This is a genomic window from Desmonostoc vinosum, assembly GCF_059505385.1.
The window spans coordinates 1-16,714 of record NZ_JCACKM010000092.1 but is presented as its reverse complement, the minus strand read 5'-3'; the positions used below and the strand labels follow the sequence as shown (position 1 = coordinate 16,714).

The 16,714-nt window shown below is 42.1% G+C and carries 17 protein-coding genes; 8 read left to right on the top strand and 9 right to left on the bottom strand.

Annotated features, from left to right (window positions below; translation table 11 throughout):
* Nucleotides 1-575 precede the first annotated feature (575 nt).
* Nucleotides 576-3,104, top strand: a complete 2,529-nt coding sequence (locus AC5JMF_RS15570) for a sugar phosphate nucleotidyltransferase (RefSeq protein WP_495796635.1) — start codon at nucleotides 576-578, stop codon at nucleotides 3,102-3,104.
* 58 nt (nucleotides 3,105-3,162) lie between these two features.
* On the opposite strand, the gene AC5JMF_RS15565 is transcribed toward AC5JMF_RS15570, so the two are convergent.
* The 5 genes from AC5JMF_RS15565 to lgt form a co-directional block, all read right to left on the bottom strand.
* A complete protein-coding gene (locus AC5JMF_RS15565) occupies nucleotides 3,163-4,347 on the bottom strand; it encodes an RNA-guided endonuclease InsQ/TnpB family protein (protein ID WP_495796634.1) in 1,185 nt (394 codons plus the stop codon).
* A 112-nt stretch (nucleotides 4,348-4,459) separates the two neighbouring features.
* Entirely contained in the window at nucleotides 4,460-6,694 is a 2,235-nt protein-coding gene (locus tag AC5JMF_RS15560; protein ID WP_495796633.1) for a diguanylate cyclase domain-containing protein, read from the bottom strand.
* Nucleotides 6,695-7,012: 318 nt separating this feature from the next.
* Entirely contained in the window at nucleotides 7,013-7,363 is a 351-nt protein-coding gene (locus tag AC5JMF_RS15555) for a phenylpyruvate tautomerase MIF-related protein (RefSeq protein WP_495796632.1), read from the bottom strand.
* A 31-nt stretch (nucleotides 7,364-7,394) separates the two neighbouring features.
* Entirely contained in the window at nucleotides 7,395-8,156 is a 762-nt protein-coding gene (gene cobM / locus AC5JMF_RS15550; protein ID WP_495796631.1) for a precorrin-4 C(11)-methyltransferase, read from the bottom strand.
* Nucleotides 8,157-8,487: 331 nt separating this feature from the next.
* Nucleotides 8,488-9,378 carry a prolipoprotein diacylglyceryl transferase gene (gene lgt, locus AC5JMF_RS15545; protein WP_495796630.1) on the bottom strand — a complete coding sequence of 297 codons (891 nt, stop codon included), beginning with the start codon at nucleotides 9,376-9,378 and terminating at the stop codon, nucleotides 8,488-8,490.
* Nucleotides 9,379-9,622: 244 nt separating this feature from the next.
* On the opposite strand from lgt, the gene coaD reads away from it, so the two are divergent.
* The 3 genes from coaD to AC5JMF_RS15530 all read left to right on the top strand — a co-directional run bounded on the left by coaD (nucleotide 9,623) and on the right by AC5JMF_RS15530 (nucleotide 11,023).
* Nucleotides 9,623-10,219 carry a pantetheine-phosphate adenylyltransferase gene (coaD, locus tag AC5JMF_RS15540; RefSeq protein WP_495796629.1) on the top strand — a complete coding sequence of 199 codons (597 nt, stop codon included), beginning with the start codon at nucleotides 9,623-9,625 and terminating at the stop codon, nucleotides 10,217-10,219.
* A 32-nt stretch (nucleotides 10,220-10,251) separates the two neighbouring features.
* Complete coding sequence (locus AC5JMF_RS15535) at nucleotides 10,252-10,797, top strand: DivIVA domain-containing protein (RefSeq protein WP_495796647.1); 546 nt, start codon at nucleotides 10,252-10,254, stop codon at nucleotides 10,795-10,797.
* Between the two features lie 100 nt (nucleotides 10,798-10,897).
* Nucleotides 10,898-11,023 (top strand): hypothetical protein, encoded by a 126-nt coding sequence (locus AC5JMF_RS15530; protein ID WP_495796628.1) that lies wholly within the window; start codon nucleotides 10,898-10,900, stop codon nucleotides 11,021-11,023.
* Nucleotides 11,024-11,570: 547 nt separating this feature from the next.
* Here AC5JMF_RS15530 and ilvC read toward each other — a convergent pair.
* Nucleotides 11,571-12,566 (bottom strand): ketol-acid reductoisomerase, encoded by a 996-nt coding sequence (gene ilvC / locus AC5JMF_RS15525; protein WP_495796627.1) that lies wholly within the window; start codon nucleotides 12,564-12,566, stop codon nucleotides 11,571-11,573.
* A 258-nt stretch (nucleotides 12,567-12,824) separates the two neighbouring features.
* Between ilvC and AC5JMF_RS15520 the strand changes: the two genes are divergently transcribed.
* The 3 genes from AC5JMF_RS15520 (at nucleotide 12,825) to AC5JMF_RS15510 (ending at nucleotide 14,369) form a co-directional block, all read left to right on the top strand.
* Nucleotides 12,825-13,715, top strand: coding sequence for a DUF4349 domain-containing protein (locus AC5JMF_RS15520; protein WP_495796626.1), 891 nt, complete (start codon nucleotides 12,825-12,827; stop codon nucleotides 13,713-13,715).
* A 170-nt stretch (nucleotides 13,716-13,885) separates the two neighbouring features.
* On the top strand, nucleotides 13,886-14,173 hold the full coding sequence (locus AC5JMF_RS15515; RefSeq protein WP_495796625.1) for a hypothetical protein: 288 nt from the start codon (nucleotides 13,886-13,888) through the stop codon (nucleotides 14,171-14,173).
* Nucleotides 14,174-14,198: 25 nt separating this feature from the next.
* A complete protein-coding gene (locus tag AC5JMF_RS15510; RefSeq protein ID WP_495796624.1) occupies nucleotides 14,199-14,369 on the top strand; it encodes a hypothetical protein in 171 nt (56 codons plus the stop codon).
* On the opposite strand, the gene AC5JMF_RS15505 is transcribed toward AC5JMF_RS15510, so the two are convergent.
* Together AC5JMF_RS15505 and AC5JMF_RS15500 are read right to left on the bottom strand one after the other, a co-directional pair.
* The gene (locus tag AC5JMF_RS15505; protein ID WP_495796623.1) at nucleotides 14,354-14,752 is read right to left on the bottom strand and encodes a TIGR02588 family protein; all 399 of its coding nucleotides are present in this window, start codon (nucleotides 14,750-14,752) and stop codon (nucleotides 14,354-14,356) included. The genes AC5JMF_RS15510 and AC5JMF_RS15505 overlap by 16 nt on opposite strands.
* Nucleotides 14,749-15,639, bottom strand: coding sequence for a TIGR02587 family membrane protein (locus AC5JMF_RS15500; protein ID WP_495796622.1), 891 nt, complete (start codon nucleotides 15,637-15,639; stop codon nucleotides 14,749-14,751). Before AC5JMF_RS15500 ends, AC5JMF_RS15505 begins: the two co-directional genes overlap by 4 nt.
* A gap of 315 nt (nucleotides 15,640-15,954) precedes the next feature.
* On the opposite strand from AC5JMF_RS15500, the gene AC5JMF_RS15495 reads away from it, so the two are divergent.
* Nucleotides 15,955-16,137 (top strand): CsbD family protein, encoded by a 183-nt coding sequence (locus AC5JMF_RS15495; protein WP_495796621.1) that lies wholly within the window; start codon nucleotides 15,955-15,957, stop codon nucleotides 16,135-16,137.
* Nucleotides 16,138-16,303: 166 nt separating this feature from the next.
* Here the strand turns inward: AC5JMF_RS15495 and AC5JMF_RS15490 are convergent, their stop codons facing one another.
* The gene (locus tag AC5JMF_RS15490) at nucleotides 16,304-16,576 is read right to left on the bottom strand and encodes a GlsB/YeaQ/YmgE family stress response membrane protein (protein ID WP_495796646.1); all 273 of its coding nucleotides are present in this window, start codon (nucleotides 16,574-16,576) and stop codon (nucleotides 16,304-16,306) included.
* Nucleotides 16,577-16,714: the final 138 nt, after the last annotated feature.

Sequence of the window (16,714 nt, the reverse complement as noted above, 5' to 3'; positions counted from 1 at the left end):
ATGAACTCCGTGAGTAACTAATAGCATTTGAGTTAAGTAGTCCTACATCAAGTATAAGCTGTTGCGCTTTTAATTTGTATAGTTCAAACTGCTCTTAAGACGCCGTGACACGGAGACGCAAAGATGTAATTTGAATGACGATTAGCAGGACTTAAACTGTTATTGGTCATTTGTCCTTTGTTCTTTGTCAATACAAATGACCAATGACTAATGACAAAGCCAAAAGTTTGAGCTGTTCGCGTAGTGTCTCTGAAGCCTGATGTGCTGCATTCGGTCGATTTACCAAAAAATTGGGTTTAAAGCCCTGCCCTTCTGCGGAGAATCAATAACGAATGACAATGCCCAATTCCCATTTTCACGGCAGGTCTAGTATAGTTACTTCAAAGACAATTTTTCTTAATTGATTATCGTTAGGCAAAACTAGCTATCTACAGAGTAAATATACTCATTTTTCATAGATGCGTCTTGCGGATGTTACTTAAATATCAATATCCATAGGAGACTAGAACAAGAATCACAAAACTGATCTCATGGGTCTTGAAGCAGCAAATGCTGCAAATAGCTAAGGAGGATTTATGCGTGCAGTGCTGATGGCAGGCGGTTCAGGAACGCGGCTTCGCCCGTTAACTTGCGATCTGCCCAAACCTATGGTGCCGATATTAAATCGACCAATTGCTGAACATATCATTAATCTCCTCAAACGACATCAAATCACAGAAGTTATTGCAACACTGCATTATCTACCTGATGTTCTGCGAGACTACTTTCAAGATGGCAGCGATTTTGGTGTACAGATGACCTACGCTGTCGAAGAAGACCAACCTCTGGGTACGGCAGGATGTGTGAAGAATATCGCTGAACTCCTTGATGAAACTTTTTTGGTAATTAGCGGTGACAGCATAACAGATTTTGACCTCACCGCAGCAATTGAATTTCATAAACAAAAACAGTCAAAAGCAACTTTAATTCTAACTAGGGTTCCGAATCCGATTGAATTTGGTGTGGTAATTACTGATGAACAAGCACGAATTTGTCGCTTTTTAGAAAAACCCTCTACCAGTGAGATTTTTTCTGATACCGTCAATACTGGCACTTACATTCTTGAACCAGAAGTTTTAGATTATTTGCCAGCTAACACTGAATCTGATTTTTCCAAAGACTTATTTCCACTGCTGTTGGCAAAAAATGAACCTATGTATGGCTACATCGCCCAAGGTTACTGGTGCGATGTCGGTCATTTAGATGCCTATCGTGAAGCCCAGTATGATGCACTAGCTCGTAAGGTAGAACTCGACTTTCCCTATAAAGAAATCTCACCTGGGTTGTGGGTAGGTCAAAATACTTATATCGATCATGCAGCAGTGATTGAAACCCCAGCCGTGATTGGCGATAATTGCCGCATTGGGGCAAGAGTACAGATTGAAGACGGTACAGTAATTGGTGATAATGTCACGATTGGCGCAGATGCAAATCTCAAGCGACCGATTGTTTGGAACGGTGCAATTATTGGTGAAGAAGCACATCTTTCAGCCTGTGTAATTTCCCGTGGTACTCGTGTAGACCGCCGCGCTCATGTATTAGAAGCGGCTGTTGTCGGTTCGCTTTCTACTGTTGGAGAAGAAGCTCAAATTAGCCCTGGTGTGCGTGTTTGGCCGAGTAAAAAGATTGAGTCAGGTGCTATTTTAAACATCAACCTGATTTGGGGTAATACCGCTCAGCGCAATTTATTTGGGCAGCGCGGGGTACAAGGATTAGCTAATATTGACATTACTCCAGAATTTGCCGTAAAGTTGGGGGCTGCTTACGGTTCTACTTTGAAGCCTGGTTCTAAAATCACGGTTTCCCGCGACCAGCGTAATGTCTCACGGATGGTGACGCGATCGCTCATTGCCGGTTTGATGTCAGTAGGTGTTGATATTCAAAACCTCGATGCCACAGCTATCCCCATCGCTCGCACGGTTATCCCTACAATGTTGATAGCTGGTGGTATTCATGTGCGAGTCCACCCAGACCGCCCAGATTACATTTTGATCGAATTCATGGATGCCAAGGGCATTAATATCTCAAAAGCCCTAGAAAAGAAAATTGAAGGGGCTTATTTTAAAGAAGATATGCGGCGATCGCAAATTCACGAAATTGGCGATGTTTCCTATCCCAGCCAAGTCATTGACCGCTACTGCACCGCCTTTGAGAAATTATTGCATGTCGATACATTGCGAAACAGCAGAGCCAAAGTGGTGATTGATTATGTATACGCCGTATCTGGGGCAGTCTTGCCGCAAATGTTAGATAAATTTGGTGCTGATGCGGTGGTACTAAATGCCAGTCTCAATCAAACCGCCATGTCAACCACTGACCGCGAAGGATTGCTGACTCAATTAGGCCATGTAGTCGAGGCATTGAAAGCTAACTTTGGTGTCCAAGTATCGGCTAATGGCGAACAACTGATTTTAGTTGATGAATCGGGTTTTCCGATTCGTGGGGAAATGTTGACAGCGCTAATGGTGGACATGATCTTGATGGCTAATCCCAGAAGCACAGTAGTTGTACCGGTTCATGCTTCTAGCGGAGTCGAACAAGTTGCCCGTCGCCACGATGGTAAAATCATCCGCACCAAAGCCAACCCAACAGCTTTGATGGAAGCTTCTCAGAAAAACCCAAATGTCGTCTTGGGTGGTAGTGGAGACATCGGTTTCATTTTCCCGCAATTGCATCCAGGATTTGATTCCATGTTTTGCATTGCCAAAATCATTGAAATGCTCACCATCCAGGAGCGTTCTTTGGCTACAGTCCGCTCAGAATTGCCCCGTGTGATTCACAAAGCTCACACAGTTCGCTGTCCTTGGACAGCCAAAGGTGCGTTGATGCGCTACTTAGTTGAAACTCACCCAGCCCAAAATCTCGAACTCATCGACGGCGTGAAAATTTGTCAGCCCTATGACGACAGTTGGCTATTAGTTCTACCAGACGCTAGCGAACCACTAGTACATTTGTATGCTAATAGTAATGATCGCGATTGGGTAGATGAAACCTTAAGACAATACCGCGCCCGTGTCCAGACATTTGTAGAAAGACAACAAGAACATCAGACTGCTGAGGTTTGAGGAAATTGGGAACTGAAGTTGACACTCCCCAGCCCTAAAGGGACGGGGATTCTTGAATCTATGGGAGTCTATTGACTTTACCCTCATCAAGCTTCACTGCGGTATGCCCTACCGCTGTATATCCACGTTGCATCACCACTTGCGCTGCGGCTACATCTCGATTCGTTTCATACCCACACTCAGGACAGTTGTGAACTCGCTCTGAGAGATCTTTTTTGCCTGTATGCGTTTGACAGTTGGGGCAAGTCTGACTTGTGCCATTGGGATTAACCTGAGCAAAATACGAGCCTCGCTTAAAACATACATGGCTAAGAATATTGAGGAACTGCCCAAATCCTGCATCAAGTGTATGCTTGCACAACATTCCGGCTGACATTGCTTTGAGGTTTAAATCCTCAGCAAAGATCGTGTCGGCACTGTCGCACAGATGATGAGCGGTTTTGAAATGAAAGTCCGCTCTTGCGTTCGAGATGTATTCGTGGTGTCGAGCAATCTTTCGGTTCAGCCGTCGCGATTCCTTAGAACCTCTAGTTTTACGCTTCAATTGACGTTGCAGCGATTTGAGCTTGCGTTGTCCATCCACAAAAAACCGAGGTCTGGCAATCAGATAACCTTCAGAAGTGGCTAAAAAATATTGCAGCCCTAAATCAATTCCAATCCCATGACCAGAGGGTATTGCTTGAGGAACTTCGGCAGGGGATTGCAAGGTGAGCATGGCATAAAAACCAGAAGCTCGCCTGACAATCCTCACCTGTTTTAGCTCATAGCCTTCTGGCAAGGGACGAGATAGGTGCATTTTGACCCATCCAATCTTAGGCAGGTTTACCTTGTCTCCTTTAACTGGCACTTTGTTCAATTGCGGATACACAAATGAACGCATCCGTTTTTTGAAGCGGGGGAACCCGTGACCTCTTTCCCACATTGCTACAAACGCTGCTTCTAATGTTCTAAGAACTTGTTGCAGCACATGAGTATGAGGGACTTTGAGATTTCGATTGATTTGTTTTGCCGCTGCAAGTGACTTGCATTGACTATAGAACGTAGGTTTTGCTGCATCAGCAGGCAGGATATATTCCTGCTTGATGCTGCAAGCGTTCACCTGACATTTACGAGAATTAACCCAGTCTTTGCGAGAGCGCAAAGCATAGTTGTAGACCTGGCGACAAATCTCAAGCCATTGCTCAAAGATTTGGGACTGCTTAGGTGTAGGTTTTAGTTTGTACTCGTAAGTTAGGGTTTGCATCGCTTAATTATAGCGCTTTGAATAAACGTATAACCATTTATTCAAGGCGGTTAAAACCGCTTATCGGCTTATCCCCATGTCTGAAGCCAGGGGCTTGCGCCTCGTTCCTCGGTCACTGATTGGTAGTATACATATCTGGCTTGAAGAGTTCATACCGCGCCCCACCCAGCGCTTTGGCGCGGTACATTGCTATGTCAGCATCCCTGAGTATGTCTTCTGGCTGGCTGTAATCTAATGTTGAACTCAAAGCAATACCTATACTGGCTTTTGTTAACACTTGTTGCCCATTCAGCTCCAAAGGTAAGGCTAATTGCTGTTGAATTCGCTCAGCCACTTTGATAGCTTCTGATACATTCTGGATTTTCTCAAGCAGGATAGTAAATTCGTCTCCTCCAAGCCGGGCTGCTGTATCCGTAGAGCGTAAACATATTAATAGTCTAGTGGCGATCGCTAACAGAAATTGGTCTCCGAGTAGATGTCCGAAACTATCATTGATCACCTTAAACCCATCCAAATCCAAAAACAGCACTGCAAATAAATAATCTTGTTGTCGTTGAGCTAGCCCAAGTGTATATTTTAAGCGCTCCATAAACAAAGCTCGGTTTGGTAAACCTGTTAAGGCATCGTGAAACGCATTTTGTAGTAGCTGTTCTTCTGCTTGTTTGCGCTCGGTGATATCGTATGTGTGCCCAAGAATCTGGTGAATTTCCCCATGTTCATTTAGCAGTGGTACATAGGTGACAGCTAAAATCAAAGAGCCACTAGGAAGACTGATCTGACATTCTCCAGTTTGCAAGGTACGTGTTTTTACGGCTTTTTTTAGAAGTGGCAGGTATGTATTGGTCACTTCTGGTGGAAATATTTCTTCATCTCTGCGACCTAAAAGTGCTTCCTTGGCATAACCGCTACGTCTCACTCCGAAAGTATTGATAAATTGCAACCGTCGCTCGGCATCATAAATCACAAATGTATGAGGGATGTTATCAATTGCCAATCGAAATCGCTTTTCACTCAGGCGCAGCGATTCTTCCATTTGTTTGCGTTCAGCAATTTCAGCCTCTAGATATCGATTAATTTCTAATAGTTCAGCAAAGGATTCTCGCAATTGTGCCGCCATTTTGTTATAGGACTGAGCGAGAGTTCTTAATTCATCAATGCCCTCAATTTTAATTGTTTGGTCTAATTTGGCATTGGCGAGTTCCTCAGAAGCTAAGCTCAGGCGCATAATTGGTTGAGTAATTAACTGAGAAGTAATTACACCTACGACTGTAGCCAGCGTTAATGCTCCTAAACAAAGCAACATAGTAATTCGTGTGTTGGCTTCAATATGTTCCATAAACTCAGCCTCTGAAACCACTACGACAATTACCCAATCTAATCCGTAGTCATCTATGAATGGCATTATTTGTATAAATTGCTGCTTACCATCGATTTTAAAATCGAGTTGTTGGCTTTGATTAATGTTTTTAAAGTTACTATATTTTGTTTGCAAATACTTTGCTGTCAGACGAGTTATACGATCGCGGCTGGCGATCGCATTTAGCCGTTTGTGCTTGTTTTTTCCTGTCAGGATAAAAGGCACCTCAGCCGTTGAACTTGCTACTAATTCCCCGGAACGCTCGATAATAAAAGTCTGTCCCGAACTACCAATATCTAAATTGTGTAAAAAATTACTCAATTGCGTCAGAGAAACTGTTGCATTTGTCACTCCTAATAAAGTTCCTGTTTGGCTATAAACAGGTTGAGCAGCACTAATTGCTAGTCCTGATGAAGAAAAATAGGGATAAATTTTACTCCACACAGGCTTACGTAAATTTATGGCCTTGAGATACCAAGGACGAGTACGAGGATCAAAAGTTGTGCTAACTTGAATTAACTTAACGCGATTACCTTTATTATCAGTAGTAAAAGTATAATAATTACTATTTATTGCTGAGTTCTTGGTACGGATTACCACTGAGCCATTGTTGAGGCGACCGACCGAATAAATGTCTCCCTGCGTAGTGCCAAAACCGATCGGATTTAAAGATTTAAAGAGTTGCATTTGATGCCACAAATGCTGTTCTATGGTCTTTACATCTTTCAAATTTAATCCACCAAAACGCACAGCATCAGCATTAATCTGAGTAACTATTTGAGGTGTCTTTATATAGTCAGTAATATGTTGATGAATCCGAGTTGCAACTTCATATCGCAGTTGACTAGCAACCTCATTAACAGCTTTTTGACCATTTTTGAAAGACAGAAATGCTGTTAGTCCTACAGCTGCGAAGATTTGCAGGACAAAGGGAACTACAAGAGCTACACACAACGGTACTCTCAATAAACCTTTTGGGGTTGGAGGCAAGAAATTCCGCAGTCGCATCTGTGGACAGAGCTAAAAAATAGCGTTAATTTGTGATTTCATTGAAAAAATTGGCTAATTAAGTATAGTACAACTAATACCAATTCAAAATTCAAATTTTATCTGGGTTTGTGGGTTGGAATACATTGCAATATTTGAGAGGATTTGTATAAGTTGTAACAGAAATCTATTTGTCCTTGAAGATGCATTGTATTATGCAGGGATGGTCATAAAAATCAAGAATTAAGTTGCCAAGCGATCGCACTCTAATCAACTGAGAATATTTGAAAAACTACTGCTCAAAATTAGATATCCTCAAAGCTAGAAGGTAGCACTATTCCAACCCCACATTGAGCCTTTAACATCTGTAAATTCTATGTAAATTCGATTTTTAGGCACACCCAGAGTTTGACTAATTTGTTGACAAAAATCCTGACTCATGGCTGCGGTTTGGTCTGGCTTCATAGTGCCAATATTCTTAATTTCAATGTAGCTAACTGGCTCTGTAGTTCCAGCAAAAGTCATGGGAATTTCTGGCTCAAATATTGTCATAACATAGGATTCTGGTTTTCCTAAATGTTGTGCTAGCTTGGCAGATAAGCTCAAAAGTAGTGATTCAACATCAGCTATTTGAGAGGCAGATATGGAAGTTTGTACTTTAATTAATGGCATAGTCAAAAATTAACAATTTTCGGACAAGAGTTTAAGAATGAGACGAACGAAATAGATGACTGTGTTCAGGATTATATAAACGCGATCGCCCTGTTGGTTGCAAGAGTGCTGGACTGATTACATAAAGTGTGGTACGAATCAGTTCTTCTTGTTCAGTACAATCAGCCAATTGGTTGAGGGGAACAACTCTAATTTTTTCATCGGGCCACCCCAGCCGAAAGCAAATCGCTACCGGGGTTTCGGTTGGGTAATGTTCTAGTAGTTTCGCTTGAGCATTTTTGATGTGACGCGCACTCAGATACAAACAAAGACTGGCTTGATGTGCAGCGAGAGTTGCTAATTCTTCCTTCGCAGGGACTTCTGTGCGTCCGCTGATGCGCGTCAAGATGATGGTTTGAACTAAACCAGGTACAGTCAGTTCTATTTTCAGTTTGGCAGCTGCGGCTTGAAAGGCGCTGATACCGGGTATGACTTCAAAAGGGATTTTTGCCTCTGTTAGGAGGTGCATTTGCTCGTGGATGGCGCTGTAGAGACTGGGATCGCCAGAATGGAGACGGACTACAGATTTTTGCGATCGCACCCGTTCTACCATAATTGGCAAAATCTCCTCTAGAGTTAGATTTGCAGTCCTGATAATTTCCGCATCTTGTCGGCAAAGCTCCAAAATCTGCTCAGGTACAAGAGAATCAGCAAATAAAATTACATCTGCCACAGCCAGTATTTTTAACGCTTTTACCGTCAATAAATCTGGATCTCCAGGCCCTGCGCCTACAATATACACAGATGATTCCATTATATGTGGTGTTCTTGAATAACACACACTATTAGTATATTCACGTTTATAAGAACCCAGAACAATTCCCTCCAAAAATTTTTTTGGCATTTCCTCCGTATCTTTCCGGATTCAGTCCTTTTCCCCAGTAGATATGTATGGTAGATGCACCCTGGTTAAGCCCTAGAGAAAACTCTGGGGCATTTTTTATTTTTGGGAATTGGGAATTGGGAATTGGGAATGGAGAATTGGGAATGGAGAATTGTGATTTATTATTGATTATTCTCCGCGTCCCCGCGTCCCCGCGTCCCCGTGTCCCCCCATCCCCAGTCCCCAATCCCCAGCCCCCAGCCTACTCCCCATCACCTTTAGACGGGACAACATCAGGTAAAGGGCGTTTGATGATGTAAAGCCAAGCTAACCCAGCTAACCCTAAAACAATTCCTAATAAACTCACTACTTGGGCAATTCGTAATGGCCCTAGCATTAAGCTATCGGTGCGAAAACCTTCAATCCACAGGCGTCCTAAGCTGTAGGCTGGCCAGTAAACGAGAAATAATGTGCCAACTTTTAAGCGTGGCTTACCAGATAAAGATCGAAAAAATAGCGTCAGCAGCAGTCCAAATACCATCAAATCCCACAAAGATTCATAGAGAAAGGTGGGATGGAAGTACTCGAAATTCTCATACTCTGGGGGACGACCTAAACATCTTTGCGTAATCTTGTCTGGATTGCATGGAATATACAACTTCCAAGGTAAATTGGTGGGGCGACCAAAAGCTTCGGAGTTGAAAAAATTACCCCAACGTCCGATCGCTTGCCCTAAAATCAGCGAAGGTGATACCAAATCTGCTAATTGCCAGAAAGAAACACGCTTGAGCTTGGCGAAAATTAATGCTGCCAAAATACCGCCAATAATCGCTCCATGAATGGCAATACCTCCCTCCCAAATCGCAAAAATACTTATTGGGTTAGAAGCATATTGCTGCCACCGAAATAAAACGTAATATATCCGAGCGCCAGGAATTGCCCCAATCAGCAACCAAAAGAACAAATCACTGAGCAAATCCGGGTTAACATGACGACGCTTTGCCAAATACTGAGACAAAATAACGCCAATTAAAACAGCCGTGGCAATCAGCAAACCGTACCAGCGGATAGTGATTGGCCCAATTTCCTTGACAATTGGGCCTGGAGAAGTAAATTGAAACGCCAAGGGCAAGGTGGAAAAATCCAGTGCCATGCAAAATTACCTAAAAAAGTTCATGAATTACCCAAGCACTCTTTACACTAGCTTAGCTTCCGGCTTCTGAGAATCGGGTGTTGGGGATTGGGTACTGGGTATCGGGGATTGAGAACCAAGAAAATTATTTCCTAGTCCCCAGTCCCTAGTCTCCAGTCCCTAGTCCCCAGCACCCATGATAAATTTGAGTGGGTTAGACAAAATGATTTCGATATAATCACTTAAACAACTTGTTCTCAGATTTGTGATTGCTATTTATCCTGGTAGCTTTGACCCCATAACCTTGGGGCACCTTGATATCATTCAGCGTGGAAGTCGCCTGTTCGAGCAGGTGATCGTCGCTGTATTGCGAAATCCAAACAAAATGCCATTATTTAGCGTCCAGAAACGGCTAGAACAAATTCGTCTCTGTACGCAGCATCTACCTAATGTCGAAGCAGATAGTTTTGACGGTCTTACCGTCAATTACGCCCAAATGCGACAAGCGCAAGTTTTGCTACGTGGTTTAAGAGCGGTGTCAGACTTTGAAATCGAGCTGCAAATGGCTCACACGAATAAAACTCTTTCTACTCAAATAGAGACAGTTTTTCTAGCAACCTCGAATGAGTATAGTTTTTTAAGTAGTAGTGTGGTAAAAGAGATTGCAAGGTTTGGTGGCTCTGTTAATCATCTCGTTCCCGCGCACATTGCTCTAGATATATACCAATGCTACAACCACAACTCTCCAATGTTGAATCCAATCTCAACGGAAGCAATCTCTCCTCTCAAGAGTATGCCGATGGAATTCCCTACGGAGACACCTCCCTTGGGGATGCTTCAAGAACGCGAACAGGAAATGTAGATATTCAAGAGGAACTCAATCATTTAGAGGAGATGATTCTTTCTAGTGTGCGAATTCCGCTGACGGGACGCACGCTCATTGATGAAGAAAAGCTGCTAGATCAACTCGATTTTATTCGCCTTTCCTTACCAGCGGTTTTTCAGGAAGCAATGGCAATCCTGGAACAAAAGGAGGGTATTCTGCTGGAAGCAGAAGAGTACGGGCAGCAAGTAGTTGAAGCCGCACAAGCAAAAAGAGCGCAAATTCTAGCTGAAAGCGAGATTATCAGACAAGCACAACAGGAGGCAGAAAAATTACAACGACAAGTACAACAGGAGTGTGAGGCCATGATGCAAGAAACCCTCACCGAAATTGAGCGCAAACGACGTGCTTGTCTGCAAGAATTGGAGGAAATGCGACAATTAGCGATCGCTCAAGCTCAAGAAATTGAAAATGGAGCTGACGAATATGCTGACAACGTTTTGGAAAATATCGAGCAGGATCTCCAACAGATGTTGCGAATTATTACTAACGGTCGGCAACAGCTGCGAACAGATAACTCTGTGCAGCGTCATTCACCTCCAAGTAATCAAAGATAGGATATTTGGGTCGATGATGAAGGAGAATTTGGGGTTAAGTTTTGTTAGTACTTAACCCTGTATTTTTTATGCCGATTGTGATCAAGTAGGATTTTCAAAAATGCTCATATTAGCTCAAGTAAACTTTGGCTTGAATTTCGCTGGAATTATCGGCATTCTATATTTGCTGTTAGCGATCGCTTACTTTATTTTAATGAATCGCGTCTTGTTCTTATATGTGTTTTAGTTGGATTTATAGCCAGTTGTAGAGCGGTGACTGAACGCTATAAGTGCTGTATCAATCATGTAGAGCCGTTCTACAGCACTTAACTACAACTGGCATAGCCGGAACTTTTTGAAGCAGGGTTTAGACCCTTTCTCGTACAACTTCGCTGTTCCGTTGTGTTGATATATCTATTGAAACCCAATAGAAAAATATTGGCTGCCAAATTGCCACAATCTGAAATTTATGGCTCTATCGTACTTGTGATGCTGAATAAATGCTTTGTTAAGAGGGAACACTTCGACTACGCTCAGTGCATTGCAGGGAACAGGGAAAAGAGGCAATCTGAAAAAAGAGACGCGCCATGGCGCGTCTTAACAAGTTCCGTAGGTTTAAGTCCCCCGGTTCTATAACCGGCAAGTTTTGTGTTGGAGTCAAATCCCCATTACAAAACTTAATTACGTTAGCGAAGCGGTAGCGAGTCCTCGATAGCGTTAGCGAAGCGGTAGCGAGGTACGAGCGTCAGCGGTAGCGACACAGGAGCGTCGCGTCATTACGAATTACGAATTATTTAAACCTTTTTTAACCAGCTAAACATAGCGCGTAAATCTTTGCCAACCGATTCAATTTGATGTTCAGCTTCTTGACGACGCATGGCTGTAAATCCAGGTTTGCCAGATTGATTTTCCAGGACGAATTCTCGCGCAAATTGTCCAGATTGAATTTCGCTGAGAATCTTCCGCATTTCAACCTTGGTTTGGTCATTGACAATCCGTGATCCACGGGTATAATCACCATATTCTGCGGTGTTGGAAATGCTATCGCGCATTTTAGCTAATCCACCTTCTACAACCAAGTCAACAATTAGTTTGACTTCGTGGAGACATTCAAAATAAGCTAATTCTGGTTGATAACCAGCTTCTACCAAAGTTTCAAATCCGGCTTTGATTAAGGCACTCAAACCACCACATAAAACGGCTTGTTCACCAAACAAATCTGTTTCAGTTTCTTCACGGAAAGTTGTTTCGAGAATCCCAGCACGAGTACCGCCAATACCTTTAGCATATGCGATCGCGCGATCGCGTGCCTGACCACTGGCATCTTGATAAACTGCAAATAACGCTGGTACACCTTGTCCCTGTTCGTAAGTTCTTCTCACTATATGCCCTGGGCCTTTCGGTGCTACCATCACCACATCAACATTAGCAGGTGGTACAACTTGCCCAAAGTGGATATTAAATCCGTGAGCAAAGGCTAATACATTCCCTTCTTCTAAATTTGGTTCAATTTCGCTTTTATAAATCGCTTTTTGAACTTCATCAGGTAACAAAATCATGATAAAGTCAGCAGCATTAGCCGCATCTGCGACATTTTTCACAGTTAACCCAGCTGCTTGAGCTTTTGCCACTGACTTACTACCCGGATATAGCCCTACAATCACATTCAAACCACTATCTTTAAGATTTAGGGCATGGGCATGACCTTGGGAACCATAGCCAATGATAGCGATCGTTTTTCCCGTCAAAAGGTCTAAATTTCCATCTTCGTCATAATACATCTGGGCCATAGAAGCATCTCCTGTCAGCAAGCATAGTCATTAAATTGGCAGGCTTTTGATTGTACCTCGAATGGGGGTATGGGGAATAGGGATTGGGGTAGATGACAGGTGTAGGTTTTTAATATTTTGCATTTTGATCGACGCAAAGACGCGGGGACGCGGTAAGGGGAGAATTACGAATTCCCCGTTACATAAATCGCAACAACACCAGCCTGAAGTTTTTACTCAGCCATACTGAGATTAATTTCATCCACTTGGGGGTAGATTATGAACGCCTCGACTCAATCATTTCGCAAATCTGCTTTATTGGTGAGTGCGCTATTGGGAGGGTTAATTTTCACTAGTTGTGCTGCTGATATTCCTGTGTCAAATCAGGAACTACCTCTAAGTGCAAGTAGCGATTTAATGGATAATAAAGCATCTGTAGCTGAGAGTAGTATTGCTCAAAAAGCTGAAGCTGCACCAATACGACGCGCTCAACTAGTTAAAAAGGCAACGATGACTCTGATTGTCAACTCTGTCGATAAGAGTATTGAGGCCGTTTCACAAATTATTAGTAAACAGCAAGGTGACTTAATTGGCTTAAAAGAACAACAACCCAAAAATAACGATGGGCGTCACACGGCATCAATCCAACTGCGAGTACCACAAAATCAATTGGAATCGACGTTGACAGAACTCACCAAATTAGGTACAGTAACAAGCCGTAATATTACTGCCGAAGATGTAGGCGATCGCCTGGTAGATTTCCAAGCTAGATTAAGTAACTTGCGAAAAACAGAGGCTAATTTGCAAAAAATTATGGATCGGGCTGGTTCTGTGAAAGATGTACTCAATGTTTCCCAAGAATTGAGTAATGTCCGTCAATCTATAGAGCAAATTGACGCCCTACTCAAAAGCTTACAAAATCAGGTAGCTTATTCTACCATCACACTCAACTTAGAAGCCGCAGTATCTAGCACCAGTCCGCAACCAGCATTAGGTTCGCAAGTTCAAGAAACTTGGGAAAAATCCACCAACTCCTTTGGGAAATTGACCGTTAGCTTATTAAAATTGGGTATTTGGTTAATTGTTTATAGTCCGTGTTTCTTAATTTTGACGGTAGGTATCTATGGCTTTACCCGTTGGCGACAAACTCACTTAACAGGTAGAGAATAAATGACATATGTTGCTGTTGGCGCGAGACTAATCCAGGAGCAATTGACCGACTACTATAAAAATACAGGAGTAAATCTGCCGCAGTTCGCCACAATCAGGAGTTGGTTTTATTATGGGTGTCCAGATTAGGCGATCGCTGTCCTGACAAATTTGTTAAGCGCTAAGGTAGCATGACTAATTTTCAACCAGAAGATACAACCGCAAGACTTGATGATATTGATAATCGCCTAGAGCAATTAGGCGACGAAATCGATCTTATTCGTACTATTCAAGATGGGGTAAGGCGTGAAACTCGTGCCAATAGTCAAGCGCTCGCACGACTAGAAAGGACAGTAGCTAACCTTGCCGATATTGCTCGCCTACACCAGCAGGCGCTTAGGACTAGCCAACAGAATATTGATCGGATTTGGGAGTATTTATTAAGGCAAGGTGGTAATGGTAACACCCCACCAAACTAGCCACGAACGCTGAAAAAATTAATGAGTGAATGCCCAAAAGATAATTATTAAATCCTTAGATAATGTTGCGCCTTTGGTCTGGTTTTTCCTTGCCCGACTGCAAAAGACTTGTACTGTGTGGGCGATCGCAATTTTGGCAATGCTCGGTTTTTTATCAATGGTAGTGACAGCAGGGAAATGTCAAGGAGATTTGTAGCTAGCAACGCGCAATGTCAATTGACCTTGTTCTGGATTTTTGCTAAATAAAAAGGCTCCGGCTTCTGTTTCACCACTAGATAAAAAATCGATTTGTTGCTCTCCACTTTCTGTAACTTTGCCGTCAATTTCTAATTCTGCTATTATCTGAACTGATTCAGCAGTTTCGCCTCCAGTATTAATGACTTCAAAGGGAACAGAAAATTGTCCATCAATCTTTTCAATTATTTTTTTGGTGACAGCAAGTTTAGGAGGTTGATTATTTTCGTTGAGCCAAGTGTAGCCCACCAAGCCAACAATCACTGCTAAAATCAGCGAAGCAGTAATAAATGTCACCCATTCGGCAAGCGTTCTCTGCGGTTTTTGTGATTCTGTTGGAGTCATATTGCTAACCTTCCCGCTGCACCACCAATAGTTGCAGGCAAACCCAGCAGGAGAACGTGATCTAACCACATTGTCCAAGGGTCGCTAAAAGTCAATTTTTGAAAAAACCACAGCATAAAACTAGCAGCTAAAAGTGACACTAAATAAGATACAACAGTTTCGCTAGATGGCCGTTGAAAAATTCCTTTTTGCTGTCGGCGCTTTCGCTGATCAGAAAAGCCTGCTTCAAAGACAATGCCATAAGAAATGAGTAGAGATGTGGCAACAATGGCTAATTCCCAAAGTGGTGAGGCTGCGGATGCTAACATCGAAATCTCGTCTGTTGGAGCAATGTTAAATGCAAGTACAGTTGCACCTATTAGCGTTCCGCCCAAATCAGCAATAGTAGCATGTAGCTCCTCATTCTGTTTGTTTTTAGTCGTGCTGTTTTCTTGAGGAGTTGTTTGCTCTTGGTCATTGCTATTCCTAGTATCTCCCAAAAATTGGTTAGCTAATGCTACGCCAAAAGTGAACGGTACACTTTCATAAATAATTTTACCTAAAGCTTCTTTAAGAGGTATTTCAGGTGTTAATTCTCGCAATAGCAACAATACAAAAGTAGAGCAAGCAATTCCGATCGCTATTGCTTCAATAGTATCAATTACAGCTTCAAAAGCTCGTTTACCATGTCTACGTTTACGAAAACCTTCTGTACGGTTGAGTAAGAATACCACAATAAATAACAATGCGATCGCCATCATCATCATTTGGGGTCTTGCTACCGATCCAATCCACCAGACTTCCATCGTATATAGCAACGGAATCCCAAATAAAAATCCTCCACACACGCCTCTAATAATGTCATTAATCTCACTCCTCCAAATATTTTTCTGACGCTTACTTGCCACTCCTCTATTTTCCTTGTGATTCAAACTTGCTAATAAATAATTTGTCCAAACGTAGGATTTGAGATTTTTGTATCTACAAGCCAAGTTTTTACATACTATTTCATAGATAGTATGATTTTTTATCTCAAAAATAAAATTTTAAATATAAACTTAACTTAACCTAAGTATACATAGTTAAATTATTTACACTTCTATCTGGAGATACTTTATCGAACAAATATCTTCTATCATTAGATAGAAGTAAAAAATTATCCAATACTGATATTTTTTTAACAGTTAATAATCTAGTTCCATATCAATCAAAAAATAAGAGTTATGAGCATTGAAAAAAGAGTAGAAGCCACTGCTAAGAATATCGAAGGCAAAGTTCAAGAGATTGTTGGTGAAGTAACTGGAAATCCTCAAGATAAAGCTGAAGGTCAAGCAAAGCAAGCAGAAGCCCAAGTGATTCACACTACAGAAAACATTAAAGACGAAATCAAAAAAGTTTTGGAGTAATTAATATTCTGTAGGTTCAAGAATTTGTGATTGTTACAAGTTTGACGAGGATTCAGGCAAAGTTTATCGGCTAAGAGTTAAATACTCCACTGTCTTTGTAAAGACGTGGAGTTTTTTTTATTAACTCGAATTTCGACTATAACCATGATTCTTTTTGATGATTCGGTTAATAACTAGCACGGTTAGCTACTAAGTTCCAAAGGAATATGGCAACTATTGCACCAAGCACAGCAACAATTACACCAGAAATACTTAGAGATGCTGCGGCTAGTTGAAACCTTCCTGTCTCCAAGAGAGTAACTATGATTCCCCCGATTAAAGCACCTATAATTCCTAAAATCATGGTTGAAAGAATTCCACCACCCTGCCGACCAGGATAAATAGCTTTCGCTATGGCTCCGGCAAGTAAACCCAGAATTATCCAAGCAATAATGTTCAGCATAATTTAATCCAACAATAAGCTGATATCTAGCCTATAAATTGCTATGGACTTATCCGTCTATCGTAAGAAATAACTCTGGAAGGGGATGAGGGGGATGAGGGGGATGAGGGGGATGAGGGGGATGAGGGGGATGAG

Excerpts from the sequence above, each read along its gene's own strand:
- AC5JMF_RS15570 (WP_495796635.1), top strand. The coding sequence starts at position 576 with ATGCGTGCAGTGCTGATGGCAGGCGGTTCAGGAACGCGGCTTCGCCCG.
- AC5JMF_RS15565 (WP_495796634.1), bottom strand. The coding sequence starts at position 4,347 with ATGCAAACCCTAACTTACGAGTACAAACTAAAACCTACACCTAAGCAG.
- AC5JMF_RS15555 (WP_495796632.1), bottom strand. The coding sequence starts at position 7,363 with ATGCCATTAATTAAAGTACAAACTTCCATATCTGCCTCTCAAATAGCT.
- cobM (WP_495796631.1), bottom strand. The coding sequence starts at position 8,156 with ATGGAATCATCTGTGTATATTGTAGGCGCAGGGCCTGGAGATCCAGAT.
- lgt (WP_495796630.1), bottom strand. The coding sequence starts at position 9,378 with ATGGCACTGGATTTTTCCACCTTGCCCTTGGCGTTTCAATTTACTTCT.
- AC5JMF_RS15535 (WP_495796647.1), top strand. The coding sequence starts at position 10,252 with ATGATTCTTTCTAGTGTGCGAATTCCGCTGACGGGACGCACGCTCATT.
- AC5JMF_RS15530 (WP_495796628.1), top strand. The coding sequence starts at position 10,898 with ATGCTCATATTAGCTCAAGTAAACTTTGGCTTGAATTTCGCTGGAATT.
- ilvC (WP_495796627.1), bottom strand. The coding sequence starts at position 12,566 with ATGGCCCAGATGTATTATGACGAAGATGGAAATTTAGACCTTTTGACG.
- AC5JMF_RS15520 (WP_495796626.1), top strand. The coding sequence starts at position 12,825 with ATGAACGCCTCGACTCAATCATTTCGCAAATCTGCTTTATTGGTGAGT.
- AC5JMF_RS15515 (WP_495796625.1), top strand. The coding sequence starts at position 13,886 with ATGACTAATTTTCAACCAGAAGATACAACCGCAAGACTTGATGATATT.
- AC5JMF_RS15505 (WP_495796623.1), bottom strand. The coding sequence starts at position 14,752 with ATGACTCCAACAGAATCACAAAAACCGCAGAGAACGCTTGCCGAATGG.
- AC5JMF_RS15495 (WP_495796621.1), top strand. The coding sequence starts at position 15,955 with ATGAGCATTGAAAAAAGAGTAGAAGCCACTGCTAAGAATATCGAAGGC.